At 73.3% G+C, this 17,535-nt stretch carries 13 protein-coding genes, 2 tRNA genes and 1 pseudogene; 5 read left to right on the top strand and 11 right to left on the bottom strand.

From position 1 onward, the window contains the following. Window positions 1–143: 143 nt before the first annotated feature. Window positions 144–731, bottom strand: a complete 588-nt coding sequence (gene leuD, locus MXD62_RS07765) for a 3-isopropylmalate dehydratase small subunit (protein ID WP_248828732.1) — start codon at window positions 729–731, stop codon at window positions 144–146. A 99-nt stretch (window positions 732–830) separates the two neighbouring features. After that, complete coding sequence (gene leuC, locus MXD62_RS07760; RefSeq protein WP_248828731.1) at window positions 831–2,228, bottom strand: 3-isopropylmalate dehydratase large subunit; 1,398 nt, start codon at window positions 2,226–2,228, stop codon at window positions 831–833. Between the two features lie 166 nt (window positions 2,229–2,394). Between leuC and MXD62_RS07755 the strand changes: the two genes are divergently transcribed. The 3 genes and pseudogenes from MXD62_RS07755 (at window position 2,395) to MXD62_RS40140 (ending at window position 5,770) form a co-directional block, all read left to right on the top strand. Then, complete coding sequence (locus tag MXD62_RS07755; protein ID WP_248828730.1) at window positions 2,395–3,207, top strand: IclR family transcriptional regulator; 813 nt, start codon at window positions 2,395–2,397, stop codon at window positions 3,205–3,207. A gap of 187 nt (window positions 3,208–3,394) precedes the next feature. Continuing rightward, window positions 3,395–4,345: pseudogene (locus tag MXD62_RS40145) on the top strand (serine/threonine-protein kinase); the annotation flags it as partial. Between the two features lie 987 nt (window positions 4,346–5,332). Then, a complete protein-coding gene (locus MXD62_RS40140; protein WP_368862334.1) occupies window positions 5,333–5,770 on the top strand; it encodes a PASTA domain-containing protein in 438 nt (145 codons plus the stop codon). Window positions 5,771–6,041: 271 nt separating this feature from the next. Here the strand turns inward: MXD62_RS40140 and MXD62_RS07745 are convergent, their stop codons facing one another. Beyond that, window positions 6,042–7,787 carry a HAMP domain-containing sensor histidine kinase gene (locus tag MXD62_RS07745; RefSeq protein ID WP_248828728.1) on the bottom strand — a complete coding sequence of 582 codons (1,746 nt, stop codon included), beginning with the start codon at window positions 7,785–7,787 and terminating at the stop codon, window positions 6,042–6,044. A 200-nt stretch (window positions 7,788–7,987) separates the two neighbouring features. On the opposite strand from MXD62_RS07745, the gene MXD62_RS07740 reads away from it, so the two are divergent. Beyond that, window positions 7,988–8,257 (top strand): hypothetical protein, encoded by a 270-nt coding sequence (locus MXD62_RS07740; RefSeq protein ID WP_071060656.1) that lies wholly within the window; start codon window positions 7,988–7,990, stop codon window positions 8,255–8,257. 588 nt (window positions 8,258–8,845) lie between these two features. On the opposite strand, the gene MXD62_RS07735 is transcribed toward MXD62_RS07740, so the two are convergent. The 3 genes from MXD62_RS07735 to MXD62_RS07725 all read right to left on the bottom strand — a co-directional run bounded on the left by MXD62_RS07735 (window position 8,846) and on the right by MXD62_RS07725 (window position 10,113). After that, a tRNA-Glu gene (locus MXD62_RS07735) sits at window positions 8,846–8,918 on the bottom strand. A gap of 54 nt (window positions 8,919–8,972) precedes the next feature. Further along, window positions 8,973–9,044, bottom strand: a tRNA-Gln gene (locus MXD62_RS07730). A gap of 292 nt (window positions 9,045–9,336) precedes the next feature. After that, entirely contained in the window at window positions 9,337–10,113 is a 777-nt protein-coding gene (locus tag MXD62_RS07725; RefSeq protein WP_248828727.1) for a fumarylacetoacetate hydrolase family protein, read from the bottom strand. A gap of 242 nt (window positions 10,114–10,355) precedes the next feature. On the opposite strand from MXD62_RS07725, the gene MXD62_RS07720 reads away from it, so the two are divergent. Then, window positions 10,356–10,622 carry a hypothetical protein gene (locus tag MXD62_RS07720; RefSeq protein WP_071060659.1) on the top strand — a complete coding sequence of 89 codons (267 nt, stop codon included), beginning with the start codon at window positions 10,356–10,358 and terminating at the stop codon, window positions 10,620–10,622. Here MXD62_RS07720 and MXD62_RS07715 read toward each other — a convergent pair. From MXD62_RS07715 to MXD62_RS07695, 5 genes are all read right to left on the bottom strand, one after another. Continuing rightward, on the bottom strand, window positions 10,538–11,488 hold the full coding sequence (locus MXD62_RS07715) for a hypothetical protein (protein ID WP_248828726.1): 951 nt from the start codon (window positions 11,486–11,488) through the stop codon (window positions 10,538–10,540). The genes MXD62_RS07720 and MXD62_RS07715 overlap by 85 nt on opposite strands. Window positions 11,489–11,629: 141 nt before the next feature. After that, entirely contained in the window at window positions 11,630–14,059 is a 2,430-nt protein-coding gene (locus tag MXD62_RS07710) for a murein transglycosylase (protein WP_248828725.1), read from the bottom strand. A gap of 341 nt (window positions 14,060–14,400) precedes the next feature. Beyond that, on the bottom strand, window positions 14,401–15,984 hold the full coding sequence (cimA, locus tag MXD62_RS07705) for a citramalate synthase (protein ID WP_248828757.1): 1,584 nt from the start codon (window positions 15,982–15,984) through the stop codon (window positions 14,401–14,403). Between the two features lie 260 nt (window positions 15,985–16,244). Beyond that, window positions 16,245–16,922 carry a Crp/Fnr family transcriptional regulator gene (locus tag MXD62_RS07700; protein WP_041255536.1) on the bottom strand — a complete coding sequence of 226 codons (678 nt, stop codon included), beginning with the start codon at window positions 16,920–16,922 and terminating at the stop codon, window positions 16,245–16,247. Window positions 16,923–17,039: 117 nt separating this feature from the next. After that, entirely contained in the window at window positions 17,040–17,426 is a 387-nt protein-coding gene (locus MXD62_RS07695) for a cyclic nucleotide-binding/CBS domain-containing protein (RefSeq protein ID WP_041253718.1), read from the bottom strand. Between the last annotated feature and the right edge of the window lie 109 nt (window positions 17,427–17,535).

Below are 17,535 nucleotides of genomic sequence, written 5' to 3'. Positions count from 1 at the left end.
TGGGGCGCCGCAAGGGGTTGGAACGTGATCAACGCAACATCCGCGAGGGCGGCCCGGGAGCCCCTCAGTGGGCCGGAAATCCCCGGGCCGAGCGGGGACGTCCCAGCTCGGCCCGGGGAAAATCCTCAGGTGACGCGGGAGGCTCAGGCCGTGGTCGGGAGCCACCCGGGCCGGCTGGCCTCGAACACGGTGATGTCCGGCTCGTGGCGCAGCGTCAGGCCGACGTCGTCCAGGCCCTCCATCAGCCGCCAGCGGGTGAAGTCGTCGAGCTCGAAGCCGGCGACCTGACCGGCACCGCGGACCTCCCGGGCCACCAGGTCGACGGTGATCTCCGTGGTCGGGTCGGCCTCCACCGCCGCGGTCAGTGCCTCGACCGTGTCAGCCGGCAGCACCACCGGGAGCAGGCCGTTGCCCAGCGCGTTGCCGCGGAAGATGTCGGCGAAGCGGGGCGAGAGCACCGCGCGGAAGCCGTAGTCCTGCAGCGCCCAGACCGCGTGCTCACGCGACGAGCCGGTGCCGAAGTCCGGGCCGGCGAGCAGGATCGACGCACCGGCGTGGACCGGGTCGTTCAGCACGAACGACGGGTCCGCCCGCCATTCGGAGAACAGCCCGGCGCCGAAGCCCGTCCGCTCGATGCGCTTGAGCCATTCGCTCGGGATGATCTGGTCGGTGTCGACGTCGCTGCGCCGCAGCGGCACCGCCCGACCGGTGTGGATGGTGAACGCCTCCATGACGGCACGTTCCCTTCGAGTCCGTTCGGAAGTTTCGGAAGTCTGGGAGTCCGGTGGCCCGGGGTCCGGAGCCCGGAGTTCGACCCGGGCCGGGGCGCCCTACAGGTCGGCGGGCGCCGTGAGGCGGCCGGTCACCGCGGTGGCGGCGGCGACCGCCGGCGAGACGAGGTGGGTCCGCCCGCCGGGGCCCTGCCGGCCCTCGAAGTTGCGGTTGGACGTCGACGCGCTGCGCTCCCCCGGCCGCAGGGTGTCCGGGTTCATGCCCAGGCACATCGAGCAGCCGGCGCTGCGCCAGTCGGCGCCCGCGGCGCGGAACACCTCGTCGAGGCCCTCCGCCTCCGCCTCGGCCTTGACCGCCATCGAGCCGGGGACGACCAGGACCCGAAGGCCGTCCGCCACCTGGCGCCCGCGTAGCACGTCGGCGGCGGCACGCAGGTCGGAGATCCGGCCGTTGGTGCAGGATCCGATGAAGACGGTGTCGACGGCGACGTCGGACAGCGGGGTGCCCGGCACGAGATCCATGTAGGCCAGGGCGCGTTCCACCGAGCCGCGCGCGGCCGGGTCGGCGTAGGCGGCCGGGTCGGGCACGGGCGAGCTCAGCGGCGCGGCCTGGCCCGGGTTGGTCCCCCAGGTGACGTACGGGCTCAGGCTGGGCCCGTCGATGACGACCTCGTGGTCGAACGTGGCGTCGGGGTCGGTGGCCAGGGTGCGCCAGTACTCGACCGCGGCGTCCCAGTCGGCCCCGGTCGGGGCGTTCGGACGTCCCTTGAGGTACTCGAACGTGGTCTCGTCCGGGGCGATCATCCCGGCGCGCGCGCCCGCCTCGATCGACATGTTGCAGACCGTCATCCGGCCCTCCATCGACAGCCCGCGGACGGCTTCGCCGCGGTACTCGATGACGTAGCCGGCGCCGCCACCCGTGCCGATCCGGGCGATCACCGCGAGGATCAGGTCCTTCGCGGTGACCCCGGCGGGCAGCTCACCCTGGACGGTGACCGCCATCGTCTTCGGGCGGCGCTGCGGCAGCGTCTGGGTGGCCAGCACGTGCTCGACCTGGCTGGTGCCGATCCCGAAGGCGAGCGCCCCGAAGGCGCCGTGCGTCGAGGTGTGGCTGTCGCCGCAGACGATCGTCATGCCCGGCTCGGACAGGCCGAGCTGCGGGCCGACCACGTGGACGATGCCCTGGCCCGGGTCGTTCATCGGGAACAGGCGGACCCCGAAGTCGGCGCAGTTCTTGCGCAGCGCCTCGACCTGCGCCCGCGAGACCGGGTCGGCGATCGGCACCAGCGTGTCGGTCGTCGGGACGTTGTGGTCCTCGGTCGCCAGCGTCAGGTCGGGACGGCGGACCGGGCGCCCGGCCAGCCGCAGCGCCTCGAACGCCTGCGGCGAGGTGACCTCGTGGACGAGGTGCAGATCGATGTAGAGCAGGTCGGGCTCTCCGTCCGCGCGGCGGACGACGTGTGCGTCCCAGACCTTCTCCGCGAGTGTGCGACCCATTGGCCCCACTCCCTCTCTCGCGTGGGCGGGGCCCACGCTGCTCGGACTTCGCTGTCATGACGGGACCGCGCGCCCCATGGCCGTGCCGTGCCTCCCACGGGCATGCGTCTCGCGGTCACCGTCTCGCGGTCGTGCATCTCAGAGAATGAGATGGCAATATCAGACTATGGAACATACTAGCGGCGTCGGCGTGCTGGACAAGGCCGCCCTGGTCCTGAGCGCCGTTGAGCACGGGCCGGCCGGGCTCGCCGACCTGGTCGTTCGCACCGGCCTGACCAGAGCGACGGCCCACCGGCTCGCCCTGGCCCTGGAGACCCACCGCCTGCTCACCCGCGACTCCGACGGCCGGTTCGTGCCCGGCCCACGACTGGCCGCCGGCGGCCCGACCCCCCTGCCCTGGGAGATGGTCGACGCGGCCGGCCGGGTACTCACCGCCCTGTGCGAGGCCACCGGCGAGAGCACCCAGCTCTACGTCCGGCGCGGGCCGGTCCGGGTCTGCGTCGCCGCCTCCGAGCGGTCCACCGGGCTGCGCGACACCGTGCCCGTCGGCGCGGCCCTGCCGATGACCGCGGGCTCCGGCGCGCAGGTCCTGCTCGCCTTCGACGACGCGGCCGAGCCCGAACTGCTGGCGCGCGCGGCGTTCGCGGCGGACGTCCTGCCGAAGGTGCGCCGGCGTGGCTGGGCGGAGAGCCTCGGCGAGCGCGAGCCGGGCCTGGCCTCGGTGTCGGCCCCGGTGTACGGCGCGTCCGGCGTGGTCGCCGCGCTGTCGCTGTCCGGCCCGGTCGAACGGCTGACCCGGTCGCCGGGACGGCGGCACGGTACCGCGGTGGTCGCCGCGGCCCGGGAGCTGTCCAGCCCGCAGGCTCCGACAGGTGCCGACCGAATCCCCACACCCGAAACGGGAATCGTGTCTCAGATCACGACGAATGCGCCGAGAACCCCACCGGGCACAGCGAAAACCACCGCCGCTCCACCGTGAAAGCCGATATTCGATGTCCGGAAACACAATGCTCCCGCACCAGCCGGCCCCACCGGCACCCCGACGCACCCGGAGAGAGCCCGGCATCGTAGCCTCTGGTGTTGTCAACAGAGCAGGATCGACGCACTGAGCAGTTTCTGCGCACAAGCAGTGATGGCGCAGTCCGGTCAGCCCGCCAGCCCGTGGGATGCCGACCGGACAGGGGGGCGTCCGTCGCTGTGCGTCGATCCGGTGGCCCGGTCGGACTTTACGTCAACGGGCTCTCGCCACTGGTAGGCGAGAGGGTTCACCGGAGTCCTCAGGCTTCCGCAGCCCCCGCCGCGGCAGCGTCACAGGCTCGTGCCGTCCGCTCCCGGACGGCACACAAAGGGGGAAAGGCGCAGTGCGCAAACTGGGTGCACGGTACGTCCTGCACGAATTGCTCGGGCAGGGAACGGCCGGCCAGGTCTGGCGCGGGGCCCATGTCCCCGACGGAGAGCCCGTCGCCATCAAGGTACTTCGGCCGGAGCTCGCTCATGACCCCGAGATCGTCGACCGGTTCCTGCGCGAGTGGGACCTGCTCGTCGAGCTCGACAGCCCTGACCTGGTGCGGGTTCGTGACCTGATCAGAGAGCCCGACACGCCCCTGGCGATCGTGATGGACCTCGTCGAGGGCATCGACCTCCGGGCACACCTCGACCAGAGCGGACCGCGACCGGTGACCGAGGCGGTCAACCTCGTCGTCGGGCTCCTCTGGGCGCTGGACAGCGTGCACGCGGCCGGGATCATCCACCGCGACGTCAAGCCCGAGAACGTCCTCATCGACACCTCGGACCCGCGCCGCCCCTACGTCCGGCTGACCGACTTCGGCGTGGCGCGGATGGTGCACACCCCCACCCGTGCCTCGCTGACCGGCCCGATCGGCACCCCGCTCTACATGGCGCCGGAGCTGACGACCGACGCCCCGCCGACGCCGTCCGTCGACATCTACGCCGCCGGGGTCGTCCTCTACGAGCTCATCGCCGGCAGCCCGCCGTTCGACGAGGCGCACCCGGCCGACATGGTGCGGGCGCACCGCGAGGACCAGCCGCTGCCCATCCAGGGCGTCCCGCCGGCCCTGTGGGACGTCCTGTCGTCGATGCTCGCGAAGTCGCCGCGCCAGCGGCCCGCCTCCGCCGCGGACGCCGCGGAGGACCTGATCGAGGCGCTCGAGAACGACCGCGACCGCGACGACCCGGACTTCGACTCCGACGACCAGCTGGACCTCGACAACCGTCGTCCCGACGACCGGGACCGCGAGTTCGACGACCGGTCCGCGGGTCAGCGTGGGCGCGGCTCCGGCACCGGCCGCGGCGCCGTCCCCGAACCTCGCCGCGACGCGCCCGGGAAACGGGAAGCGGCCTTCGACGCGGCGCAGACCCGGATCGGCTCGGCCGCCGACTGGGCGGAGGACGAGCGCGGCCGCCAGCCGGCCGCGGCGGGGCGCCGTCTCGCCGGTGCCGCGGTCGCGGCGACCAGCGTCGCGGGTGCGGGTGCGGGTGGCCCGGCCGGCGACTGGAACGACGCCGAGCACACCCAGATCGCCGGGATGCCACCCGTCCGCGCCGACTGGAGCGACGACGACACCGGTGGCCGGCCGGCGGTCCGCGTCCCGGCCCGCTCCACGGGCTCCGCGTCCGACCGCAACACGGTGATCTCCGCGATCCCGGCGAACAAGCAGCCGGCCCCGGGCAGCTCGGGCTCGTCAGGCGGACCGGGCGGGCGTTCTGCCGCCGACCGCCGCCGCCGCAGCCGCATCGCGGCCGGAGCCGGGCTGGTCGTCGCGCTGGTCGCCGGCGCCGGTGGTTGGGCCCTGGCCGCGGCCGGTGACAGCGAGAGCGCGCTCACCGCGGACGGCGGCGGACAGGTGATCACCGACCCGTCGGTGACGGCGACGCTGCCCGGCGGGGCCCCGATGCCCCCTGGAATGGACCCGGCTGCGATCCCCACCAGCACCGCCGCGGGCGCGAGCCCCCACGCGGGCACCTCCCCGCGCCCCGGCGAGAGCGCCACGCCCGGGGCCACGCCCACCCAGCCCGGCCAGACCTCGGCCCCGCCCGCCACCGCCTCGGCCACGCCCACGCCGAAGGACGGCACCGTCCCCGACGTGGTGGGCCTGAGCCAGGCGGCGGCGACGAACACCCTTTCGGGCAAGGGGTTCACCAACGTGGCGACCAACGAGGTCTGCCAGAAGGGCAAGAACGGCGGCACCGTGATCGACCAGGCCCCGAACGCGGGCAGCGTCGTCCCGGTCACCACCAAGGTGACACTCACGGTGCAGGCGACGAACTGCGTCGAGGTGCCCGCCGTGGCCGGCCAGACCCTCGCCGCCGCCCGCAACACCCTGGTCGGCGCCGGCCTGGGTGTCCTGGACGGCAACGGCGGCTGCCAGTACGGCGCCGGGCCCAACGCCGCGCGCACGACCCCCGGCGCCGGCTCCATGATGCACAAGGGCGACAGCGTCTGGCTGGAGCCGACCTGCAAGGACGCCCCCGCGCCCCCGCCCACGACCGCCCCGCCCGCGAGCCAGGCGCCGGCCAAGTAACGCGATCCTCCTTTCGCTCCGACCCGGGCGGCGGACAGACAACGGTCTTCCTGCCCCGGGCGGGGCGCCCCGGACCAGGGCACCGACGGTAGGCCCGAGCGCAGGTGGCGCTCGGGCCTACCGCATTTCCGCGTGCTTCCGCAGCCACCAGTGCTCACGCCGAACCGGCCGCCACCCACACCGAACCGAGTTGGCTGATCAGCGCATGGACTGGCTGAGGCAACTCGCTTCGACGAGGCCGGTGGGGCCGGCCCGTGCGCGTGCCTCGAGGTCAGTGTCCCCAGTCCGCGGGCAGGGATGACGAGGACATCGAGCCCCAGGTCCGGGGGGACGGAGCGTGCCGGGACGCGGCGTGCGGGGGTGCTGCCGGGCGGGGCGCCGAGGCGGGGCGGGGGAAGTTGGCGGGCTCAGGGGTCGGGGCCGGCGCGACCGCGCTGTGCCCGGGGGCGGCGGGACCGCCCCGCGGCCCGAGCAGCGCACCGGAGCCGGCGGGCAGCGCGGGCGGGTCGGGCAGATCCGACCGGTTGCGCATGCTGCGTGGCAGCGGCATCGGTACCGGCATCGGAGCCGGATCGGCCGTGCCGGTGGTGGCCGATGTCGTGGACGCCGCCCACAGGTCGACCTCGACGATGATCTCGCCGTTCTCGGAGGACATCCGCAGCCGGCCGCCGTGGACCTCCACCAGCCGGCGCACCACGTAGAGCCCCATGCCGGCGCCGTCGGTCTGCCGGGTCGCCGTTCCGTCCCGCTGGGTGAACGGCTCGAAGAGCTGGCGGATGGTCGCCGGGTCGAGATCCGGACCGGGGTTGCGGACCCGCAGGACGACCTCGTCGCCGACCCGGCCCGCGATGAGCCGCACCGGGGCGCCCGGCCAGGAGTGCACCAGCGCGTTGTCCACAAGGTTCGCCACGACCTGGTGCAGCGCCTGGCGGGCCATCCGCACCGGGAGCTGGGGCGGCAGGTCGACCGTCACGCTGCTGCCGGCGTAGTTCAGGCTCGCGATCACCTCGCGCACGACCTCGGGCAGGTCGGCGGCGGTGGTGTCGTCGGTGCCGGTGGCCGTGGCGGCCGTCAGCATGTTCTCCAGCAGCCTGGAGAGGCGGTCCGAGTAGGTGACGGCCGAGTCGAGCATGTCGTCGAGCTGGGCGTCGGAGAGGCGGTCCCGGCGGCGCCTGATCGTGAGCAGGGTCCCCCGGATGCCCGTCAGCGGCGTCCGGAACTCGTGCGAGACCGTGGCGACCAGGTCGCTGCGGATGCGGTCGGTCTCCTCCAGCCGGGCCATGAGGCTCTGCTGGCCCTCGTAGAGCTGCTGGCGGTAGTCCTCCACCCGCCGACGGGACTGCTCGTTGTAGTGCCAGAAGACCATCTGGGCACCGGCCAGGGCGAAGATGAAGCCGGCGTGGAGCCCTGCCAGGAGCAGGGCGTTGTCCATCCGCGACGCGGCCTCGTCGGTGATCAGGTCGCCGATCGCGAGGATGGCGAGAAAGACGAAGGCGATGGCCAGCAGGTAGACGGTCCAGTCCTCGTAGAGCGCGATGAGCGCGACCACCACGAAGAAGTGGAAGTACATCGGGGTCAGGCCGTCGGAGAGATGCACGAAGACGACCGAGCAGCACAGCAGGCCGAGGCTCGCGGCCAGCGCGCGCACCCGCCGCATGCCGGGGGCCAGCGCGGCCGCGAACAGCAGCGCCGGCGGGCTCGCCGCCAGCAGGCCGTGCGGGAGGCTGTGGTCGCGCCACAGCGCGTACCCGACGATGGCCGGAAGGTGCAGGGCCAGAACCCAGCACATCAGCGCGTGGCGGGCGGCCCAGTCCTCGGTCGGCAGGCCGCGGCCGCGGGGGAACCACGCGACGGGACCGCGGAGCGCGGCGTCGGCGGTCGCCGCGGCCAGCCCGGCATCCGCCGCGGGTGACCGGGACGACCGAGACTTCTCGAGCCGCCGGGCGGCGCGCCCGACGTGGGCGCTGCCGTGACGGCGGCGCGCCCGTTCGGGCATGGAGGGGCTGACGGAGGACATCCGAGCAAGTTTCTCCCGTTCCGGCCGTGGAGCACCATGGCTGTCAAGGGTGGTGTCGTATGACGACTATGCCCAGCTTTGACTAGGCCATCTGTACCACCTGGTAACGGGCTCAAAGAAGCATGGCGCACATACCGCGGTTCCCGACAGGCTGTGGTCCGCGAGGTGGCCCCAGGACGGCCACCCGCGGAGGAGGACTCGTGCCCCCAGTGGCCCTGACTACCGCGACCGCCCCCGTCCGCATCACCCAGGCGGTGCCACAGCCTGCGGAGACCTTCACTGACGGCTGCGCCCCGGCCTCGCTCACCACCCGCCCCGTGCTGCGTCTGGTCGGCTCGGAGCCGGTCGGCTCGTCCGAGGCTGCCGAGGAGGTCGTCCACGGTTGGGGCGGCCCGAGCACGTGCAGCTGCCGCCCCTGCGCCATGGCCCGCCACCCCGCGGCCATGCCCCGCCTGCGCGTCGTTGACTAGTCCTTCGCCCGCTTCCGACCCCACCCGCTGACGGCAGCCCGGCGACCCGAGGTCCACCGGGACACCCGCCAGCACCGGCACGCCACCGGACATCACTGGCACTCTGCACGCCGCCGGCACTCCGATGCCACCGGTACTCCGATGCCACCGGCACGCTGTCCGCGCCTCCGGCGCACCCGTCGCGGCGGACTCGTACCGCCCGCACCGTTCCACCCATACGCGCTACCCGCACGCCCCCGCCCGCGCATCGCTCCGCACCGCGCTCGTCCCCGCCTCACCCGCACCCCGCACGCCATCCACGCGCCCCGGCTCACCCCGGACGGCCCACGCCACCCGGCCCAGCGCGCACGGCACACGGCTGGGCGGCCATCGGTGGGGTACGGCCAGGCCGGTGGAGTCGTCACACCGACGTGACAGGGCGGAGGGCACCGCGCTCCCCGAACTTCGAAAGCTCACGCCCGCCGGGGGTCACACCCGCCGGGCGGACGTCGTTGGGCCCGGAGCACAGAGGTGAGCGAGGCGGGGTGAAACAATGAAAACGCAAAAGCGCCAACCTAAGAAGGTTGGCGCTCGCGATTATTCGTAACGTAGCCCCGACCGGATTCGAACCGGCGCTACCGCCTTGAGAGGGCGGCGTCCTGGGCCGCTAGACGACGGGGCCAAGACTGTCTGTGTGTCTCGTTCAATATACAGCATCGTGGTGCATCTGGTGCAGCTGGGGTACCAGGACTCGAACCTAGACTAACGGAGCCAGAATCCGTTGGGCTGCCAATTACCCCATACCCCATGGGGCCCTCGCGGGCGATGCCTACTGTACCCCATCGGCGACCGCGGTCCACACGAGGGGTGGGCGCGGGGCGAGTCGTCCCATCCGAGCCGTTCGCACCCCCGGAGCAGGCCCGCGACACCACCCCAACCCCAGAACCGAACATCCCCGTCCCCACCCGGCACACCGCCATCACGGCCGAATGCGTGGCGGGAACGGGGCTCGGGGCTCAGGGCTTCGGGCGGCGGGAACCCCGGGATTCGAGACCGGGACGACCGGGGGCGGGAGCGGCCTGGTTGCGGCCGTGGCCTGGTTATCGGGTGGTCACGGGGTTCGTCAGGGTTCCGATGCCGTCCACCGTGACGGCTACGGTCTGGCCGGCGCGCATCGGGCCGACTCCGGCCGGGGTGCCGGTCAGCAGGACGTCTCCCGGGAGCAGGGTCATCGCACGGGACATGAACGCCACCAGCGCCGGGACGTCGTGCAGGAGGAGTTTGGTCCGCGAGTCCTGGCGGACCTCGCCGTCCAGCGTCGTCCGGATGGCCCGGTCGGACGGGTCGAGGTCCGTCTCGATCCAGGGGCCGATCGGGCAGAAGGTGTCGTGGCCCTTGGCGCGGGTCCACTGGCCGTCCGTCGCCTGCTGGTCGCGAGCGGTCACGTCGTTCGCGCAGGTGAAGCCGAGGACGACGGACAACGCGCGTTCCGCCGGCACGTCACGGCAGAGCCGGCCGATGACGACGGCCAGCTCGCCCTCGTAGTCGACCCGCTCGCTGTCGGGCGGCAGCACGATCGGGTCCCCGGGGCCGGCCACACTCGTGGACGGCTTCAGGAACAGGACGGGACTCGTCGGGACCTCGCCGCCCATCTCCCGTGCGTGGTCGGCGTAGTTCTTCCCGATACAGAGAATCTTGCTGGGCAGCACGGGGGCCAGCAGCCGTACCTCCGCCAGCGGTCGTCGCGCCCCGGTGAAGGTGAAGGGCGCGAACGGATGCGGTGTGATCCCGGCAACAATGGCGGTTCCGTCCGCCACGGAGCCTTCCACCACTCCGAATGCCGGCTCGGACCCGTCGGTGTACCTCGCTATACGCACTCCGCGACCGTACCGACCGAACGCGGGAATCGGGGTGTCCGGATCCGGGCCGGGTTCCGGCACGCGGCGGCGGCCAGGCCGCACTGTGGTCCGGACCACTCGGCCGCCCGGCCGCCGGATCCGGTTCACGGGGACGGCGAAGAGAAGCCGAGAATCAGGCAGGATTGCCGGATACGGGTCGGCGCCCCGGTCGGGACACGGCGTGGCCCAGCACGACCCGCCATCGACCTGGAAGGAGAACGGTGACCGAGATCGACGCGACCCCCGTCTACGACGTCGGCGCACCCGAGCCCAAGCCGATCGACGAGGAGCTCAGCGTCAAGCTGGGCCACCTCGCGGAGGACGCCATCCTCCGCGGCAAGCCGAACGGTGACGAGCGCTGCGACAACTGCCTGTACTACCTGGACACCGACAAGGACATCACCTACTGCTGGCACCCGAAGCTGCGGATCCTCGTCGGCGGCGACTGGTGGTGCCAGTGGTGGGAGGAGATCCCGGACGAGGACTGAGACGCCGGGAGCGTCCCCGTCCAGTGAACTGATGTCGTGCCGGCGGACACGAGTGCCGCTGGCGCGACGCCTTCCCGCCCATCATGGTCCGGGACGCCTACGCGCCCGCCGTGGGCCGCGGTGCCTTCCCGCCCGTGGTGGGGCGGGTCGGCGCACGGCGAGGGCAGGTGCGGCCACGGCGAGCGCAGGACATCGGTGCCGGACACCGTGACCAGCGCACGCGCCTCGTCGAGGAGCTCGGCCACCTCCGGGTCCGGATCACCGCGATCGGCGGCGTGCGTCAGCTCCTCGGACTCGTGGTAGGCGGCCTCGACCAGCGCCCCGCTCGCGGTGGCCGCCGACACCAGGCCCAGCAGGTCGGGGCGGCCATCGGGCAGCCGGTCGGCCAGGCGGCGTCGCAGCGCCCACAGCGCGCTCCGGTCGGCGGTCCGTCCCCAGGTGACGCGAACATAGCGCGCTGCGCTCAGCATCTGCCCGCCGCGGCGCTCCGCCCCCGCCGCCCCGACGGCCTGGACCGTCTCCCCGACGACCTGGACGCACGGGTGGTCAACGACCACGGCGGGACACAGACACCGCCCGAGCCGCCTCCACCACGTGTCGTGCGGGGTGCCGTGCGGCGTGCCGTGCAGGGCGTCGCCGGCCAGGACGAACAGGCCGACGAACGTGTCGTCCCCGGCCATTCCCGCGGTCACGCCGAGCGGACCGGCGCACGTCACACCACCGGCCCCGGCGAGCCCACCTGCCCCAGCGACTCCGGCGGCCCCAGCGACTCCGGCGGCCTCAGCCACCCCAGCCGCCCAGCGTTCCAGCTCGGCGCGCAGCGCGCGCTCGTCCACGACACAGCCCCGGATCGTCCGCAGGAGCATCGCCGCCCTCCCTCCCCCGTGCGGCGACGTTACGGCGGCACGCATGCCCCGGCCACCACACCTGTCACTCTGAGTGACTGAACGTGGGACGAGGTGGAGGGGTCGGGATGCCGCGGCGGCGAGCCCGTCGCAGCGTCCCGGTCAGGTCCCGGGCGCCAGCGGGACCACGTCGAACGGCAGGGGGACGTCCTCGTTCGTGCCCGGTGACGGGGTCCCGCCCGCGGGCGGTGTGCTCGCCGGCGGGTTCAGCTGGGATTGCAGGGCATTGGCGACGTCACCGAGGCCTGTCGCCGCGTCGGCGGCGATCTCCCCGATCCGGATGGCCGCGGCGAGGCGGTCGAGGAAGCGGGCGAGCTCCACCGAGGCCTGCAGGCCGCCGTCGCCGGCTGGCAGGGTGGCGAGCAGGTCCGCCGCGGCCGTCTGGGTGATCCGTCCCGTGTCCCGGTAGGTTTCCAGCCGCCGCCGGAGGCTGGCCAGCGTGGACGGCGCGCCGGCGAAGTCCGCGGGATCGACGTTGCCGACCCGCGCGGTGGCCTGCACCGGCTGGCAGTCCTGGCCGGCCGGCAGGACCTGGACCTTCACGTCGAACGGGCCGCGGCCGGTGGCCCGCCCGATCGCCAGCCCGTCCAGCCGGCCCAGCGGCACGACGCCGTCGCCGCCGGGCAGCGCCCGCGCGCTCACCCCGGTCGCCACCGTCGCCCCGGTCCTGTCCAGCAGGGTGAGCTCGATGGTCACGGTCCGCTCGGCGGTGCCGCCCACCCGGGCGCGGACCTCCAGCGACTCGTACTCCGATCCGGTCACGACGTCTCCGCCGACACCGCCCGCGCTGATCGACGCCTGGTCGATCACGGGGGCCACGCAGGTGCCGTCGGACGAGCCCGGCAGCGGGACGAGGGTGGTGACCTGGAAGGGCTGGTCGGTCGCCAGGGCGTCGGTGGTCGGGTCGCCGCCGTCGCCCCCGGCCGCGCCGGCGCCCGCCGGGTCGGCCGTCCCGGTGCCCAGGTTCCCGACGACCGTCGGTCCGACGGCGTACCAGGCAGCCCAGCCGAGCACGGAGCGGATGTAGCCGTCGGAGGGGTTGTAGGAGCGCACCGCGGAGAGCACGTTGTCGGGTACGCGCAGGTCACCCCCGGCCTGGCAGAGGCGATCGGCGGCGGTCAGGGTGGCGTCGTCGAAGTCGTTGGGGTCCGCGCGGCCGTCGCCGTCGGCGTCGCGCCCGATCCACCGCCACATCGACGGCGTGAACTGCATCGGGCCGACCGCCCGGTCCCAGACGGTGTCGCCGTCGAGCCAGCCGTCGTCGGTGTCGCGGATGCGGAACATCCCGGGAGAGCCGTCGAGACGCGGGCCGACAACGGTGGGCGCGACCCGGCCGTTACTGTCCGTGCGTGCACCCTGCCCGTGGCCCGACTCGATCGCGCCGATGCCGGCGAGGACCGACCAGTGCAGGTAGCAGCCTGGATGTTCGGTCGCGGCCCGGTCGGCCGCGTTGGTGTACGCCGCCAGGGCCCGGGCCGGGATGGTCGACGCCTCCTTGCTGGAGCCGGGCGGGGTCGCGAGCGGCGCGTTGCGGACGGTGCCGTCGTCCGACGCGCCCGCGGTCGCTGTTCCGGTCGACGCTGTTCCGGTCGACGACGTCCCGGCCGGCGAAGGCGACGCGCCTGCCGTCGGGGACGTGCCGGACGTGGCCGTGGCGGACCCGGCCGGCCGGCTCGCGACCGGCGAGGCGGCGAGCCCGGCTCGCACGGGCAGGCGGACCTGCCCGGACGCGCCCACGACGCTGGCGAGGTCTTCCACGGTCGCGCTCCCGAAGGCGGCGCCACCCTCGGGGAGCAGCTCGGTCTGGTCGACCCGTCCGTTGACGGGGCCGGTGAGCTTCGCTGCGGCGGTTTCGGACGACGGCCCGGCCACCGCGGTGACGGCGAGCGCGAGAGCCGTGGCCGCGAGCGCGATCTTCGGCAGCGACCAGGACCCGTTCGTGGGAGCGTCCCGGTCCCGTCTCCGGCCGCGCCCCCCGGCCAGACCCCGGCTCCGCGTTGTGCGCGACCGGCTCCCGCCCACCGGCCACGCGCCGGGTGCGGGGCGCCGCCCCAGCCGTACCCGGCGGCCGGCGGCGATCCCGCCCCGGCGGGCCGCAGCCCGCTCGGCAGAGGACGACCGACCGCAGAGAACGTCCTGCTCGGAGGCATCGGCGTCCGGAGACGGCATGGTGCGGGGGGAGCTTCCAGCCGGTCCGGCGCCGCCGGCGGGCACGCGGCCATCAGCAGGCACGCGGCCGTCGACCGGCACGCGGCTGGCCGGCACGCGGCCGTCGGTGCCCACGCCGTCGTCGGTGGGCACGTGGCCCTCGGCGGGCGCCAGGCTGTCGGTGCGCTCAAGAAGCTCGGTGCGCTCAGGAAGCTCAGTGCGCGCGATGGCCTCGACGCGCCCTGAGGTGGAACGGCGGCGACCGCCCGTCCGGCGGCGGCCCCCGGACGGCGGGTCGACCCACACGATGTCCGATACTCCGGGCGACGAGCGGTGCGAGCCGCCTCGGCGTCCACCCGCGCTGCCGGCGGAACGACGGCTCATCGCCGACCTCCCCGAGCACGGTCGCGCCCTGTCGGGCGCTCAACCGCCGGGCACCGCGACACGGCCGTCCCCTCTCCTCGGCCGCAGCAGCCGAGATCGCCCATCACCGTCGCCCCCGGGAGCCCCCGAACCCGTCCACCGCCATCTGTGGCGGATGACCGGGATGCCCGAAAGCGTCGCGGTCAGCGTAACGGGCACCAAAGGATGACCGGGCGGCGTTGGCGTCAACCGGGAATTCTTTGACAGGACAGACCCGAAACGCACGGACGGCGTTGGCCGTGTAGATCATCCGATGATGAAGAATCCGCGGCGCGGGCGATCGGGCCGGCCCGATCAGATCGTCAGGCGGCGTCCGGGTCGGGGCGCTCGCCCTGGCGGCGCAGGCCATAGGTGACGGCGTCCTGCAGCGCCACCCAGGAGGCGGCGATGATGTTCTCGTCGACGCCGATGGTGTCCCAGCGACGGCCGCGGCCGTCGCTGGTCTCCACCAGGACGCGGGTGACCGCACCGGTGCCCTGCCGGCCGTCGAGGATGCGGACCTTGTAGTCGACCAGGTCGAGATCGGCCAGGCCCGGGTAGGCCTTCTCCAGCGCCTTGCGCAGGGCGGTGTCGAGCGCGTTGACGGGCCCGTTGCCCTCCGCCGTCGACACGTGCCGCTCGCCGTGGGAGGTGAGCTTCACCGTGGCCTCGCTGACGACCTCGCCGCCGGAGCGCTGCTCGACGATGACCCGCCAGGATTCCAGGGTGAAGAACCGCTCCCGGCCCGAGACCTCGTCCAGCAGCATGAGCTCGAAGGACGCCTCGGCGGCCTCGTAGGCGTAGCCGGAGGCCTCCCTGTCCTTGACCATCTCCAGCACCCGACCGAGCGCCTCACGCTCCCCGGAGAGGTCCATGCCGAGCTCGCGGCCCTTGAGCTCGAGGGTCGCGCGGCCAGCCAGTTCGGAGACGAGCATCCGCATGTCGTTGCCGACGGCGGCCGGGTCGATGTGCTGGTACATGTCGGGGTCGACCTTGACGGCGCTCGCGTGCAGACCGGCCTTGTGCGCGAAGGCGCTGGCGCCGACGTAGGGCCGGTGCGTGCTCGGGGCCGAGTTGGTGACCTCGTCGATGGCGTGTGAGACACGCACGAGCTCACGCAGCCGCCCGGCCGGCAGGACCTGGCGGCCCAGCTTGGTCTCCAGGCCCGCGACGACGCTGAACAGGTTGGCGTTCCCGCAACGCTCGCCGTAGCCGTTGGCGGTCCCCTGGACGTGGGTGGCCCCGGCCTCGATCGCCACCAGGCTGTTCGCGACGGCGCAGGCGGCGTCGTCGTGGGTGTGGATACCCAGGCGCGCTCCGGTGCTCGCGAGCGTGGCCGCCACGACGTCACCGATCCGGGTGGGCAGCATGCCGCCGTTGGTGTCGCACAGCACGATCACCTCGGCACCGGCCTCGGCCGCGGTGCGCACCATCTCGAGCGCGTAGGCGGGGTCGGCGCGGTGGCCGTCGAAGAAGTGTTCGGCGTCGACGAAGACCCGCTTGCCCTCGTTCGTCAGGTGACGGACGGTGTCGCGGATCATCGCGAGGTTCTCGGCGGGCGTGGTCCGCAGCGCGCGCTCGACGTGCCGGCGGTCGGCCTTGGCCACCAGGCAGACCACGGAGGTGCCGGCGTCGCGCAGCGCGGCGACCTGGGAGTCGTCGGCGACGGCCTTGCTGGCCCGCCGGGTCGACCCGAACGCGGTCAGCAGCGCGCCGTTGAGGTCGAGCTCGGTGCGGGCCCGTCGGAAGAACTCGGCGTCCTTGGGGTTCGAACCGGGCCAGCCGCCCTCGATGAAGCCGACACCCAGGTCGTCGAGGTGCCGGGCGACCGCCAGCTTGTCGGCGACCGACAGCGACAGGCCTTCCTGCTGGGTGCCGTCGCGCAGCGTGGTGTCGTAGATGTGCAGCGACTCCCGGTCGAACGGGAGCCCGCCGGCGGCACCGAGGTGAGCGGAGCCGAGCGGAGCTGAACCGAGCGGAGCTGGGGTGTCGTGAACCACGATGGACCTCTCGCTGGAACCGTGTCTGGCCGTCACGCGCCCGGTCTGCCTGGTCAGTGACCGGAACGCGCGACGGGGACGGGTTCGCCGCCAGCGTCCCACCATACGATGTAACACGCTGGACACGTAGCAAGTGTGGCGAGTGCCATGCGCGCCCGCCGCAGCGGTCAGTCGCCCGCGAACCGGCGGAGGCGGTCGACCTGCATGATGGTGATCGTCTGACCTTCGGACAGGATCCACGCCCGCCGCTCGAACTCGCGCAGTGCCTGGTTGACCGACTGGCGCGAGCCGCCCAGCAGCGACGCGATCTCGGTCTGCGTCAGGCCCAGCTCGATGACCGGCCGGCCGGCCTCGCGCATCCGCATCAGCAGCAGCTTCGCGACCCGGCGCGGGAGATCGAGGAAGACCAGGTCCGCGTTCGCCCCGGTGAGCCGGCGCACGTGCGCCACCAGCGCGCGGATGAGCTGCTCGGCGACAGCCGGGCGCTCCCGGACGAGCTCCCACACGGCGCTGCGCTCGAGCACCAGCGCGGTGCTCGGCTCGAGCGCCTCGACGCTCGCGGACCTCGTCCCGGCCTCGACGATGTTGAGCTCGCCCAGCGTCTCCCGGGGACCGGCGATGTTGAGCACGTGGTCGCGCCCGTCGTCGGCCTTGGTGAGGATCTTGAGTCGCCCGGACGCGATGACGAGAAGGGTGTCGGCCGGCTCCCCCTCGGTGAAGACCACCTGGCCTCGGCGGAAACGCCGGGTCACGGACCGGCTGGCCAGCCGCAGCAGATCCTCCTCGTCGAGCTCCTTCAGCAGCGTGGTCGCCCGCAGCAGCGTGACCGCCTCAGTGTCGTGCATGCGGTGAACGTAGCGCCGCCCGGCGGTCTCGTGTGCCGCAGATCCCGGAGCCGACACGTTCATCGCGAAATCGTGATCATGCGAACACGCCTGGTAATACCCGTCGTGGCCGACACGTCAGGCCGACACCCGCTGCCGACTCCAGCAGCGCACCACGTCACGCATCGAAAGCACGCCCTCGACCTCGGCGCCGGTGGTGACCACGAGGTGCCGGAACCCGCCGCGCAGCATCGCCGCGGCCGCCTCGTCGAGTGACCAGTCGGGGGCGGCGACCACCACGTCCCGGGTGACGTGGTCGCCCACGACCTCGACGTCCGGATCCTGGTCGGCCGCGATCGCCCGCAGGACGTCGCGCTCGGTGAGGATTCCGAACCCCTGGCCGTCGCCGTCGAGCACGACGGCGGCACCCACGTGCCGGGCGGCCATCAGCCGGGCCGCCTGGCGCAGGGTGTGCCCGGGCCCGACGACGAGGACCAGAGCGCTCATGCCCTCCGAGACGCTCATGCCCTCCGAAGCCCGCATATCCTCCGAAACGCGCGTATCCCCCGAAACGCGTGTGCCCTCCGAAACCCGCATGACGTCCTCCCGAACTCCGACTCCGGACGCTTGTGCG

The organism is Frankia sp. Mgl5 (assembly GCF_023242985.1).
Classification (GTDB): Bacteria; Actinomycetota; Actinomycetes; order Frankiales; family Frankiaceae; genus Parafrankia; species Parafrankia soli.
The sequence above is the reverse complement of the archived record's forward strand: the minus strand, read 5'-3'. Positions and strand labels throughout refer to the sequence as shown.

Coding starts and splice junctions, on each gene's coding strand:
- MXD62_RS07695 (WP_041253718.1), bottom strand. CDS start 17,426: ATGAGCGTCTCGGAGGGCATGAGCGCTCTGGTCCTCGTCGTCGGGCCC.
- MXD62_RS07755 (WP_248828730.1), top strand. CDS start 2,395: ATGGAACATACTAGCGGCGTCGGCGTGCTGGACAAGGCCGCCCTGGTC.
- leuD (WP_248828732.1), bottom strand. CDS start 731: ATGGAGGCGTTCACCATCCACACCGGTCGGGCGGTGCCGCTGCGGCGC.
- MXD62_RS07745 (WP_248828728.1), bottom strand. CDS start 7,787: ATGTCCTCCGTCAGCCCCTCCATGCCCGAACGGGCGCGCCGCCGTCAC.
- MXD62_RS07700 (WP_041255536.1), bottom strand. CDS start 16,922: ATGCACGACACTGAGGCGGTCACGCTGCTGCGGGCGACCACGCTGCTG.
- MXD62_RS07710 (WP_248828725.1), bottom strand. CDS start 14,059: ATGAGCCGTCGTTCCGCCGGCAGCGCGGGTGGACGCCGAGGCGGCTCG.
- MXD62_RS07715 (WP_248828726.1), bottom strand. CDS start 11,488: ATGCTCCTGCGGACGATCCGGGGCTGTGTCGTGGACGAGCGCGCGCTG.
- leuC (WP_248828731.1), bottom strand. CDS start 2,228: ATGGGTCGCACACTCGCGGAGAAGGTCTGGGACGCACACGTCGTCCGC.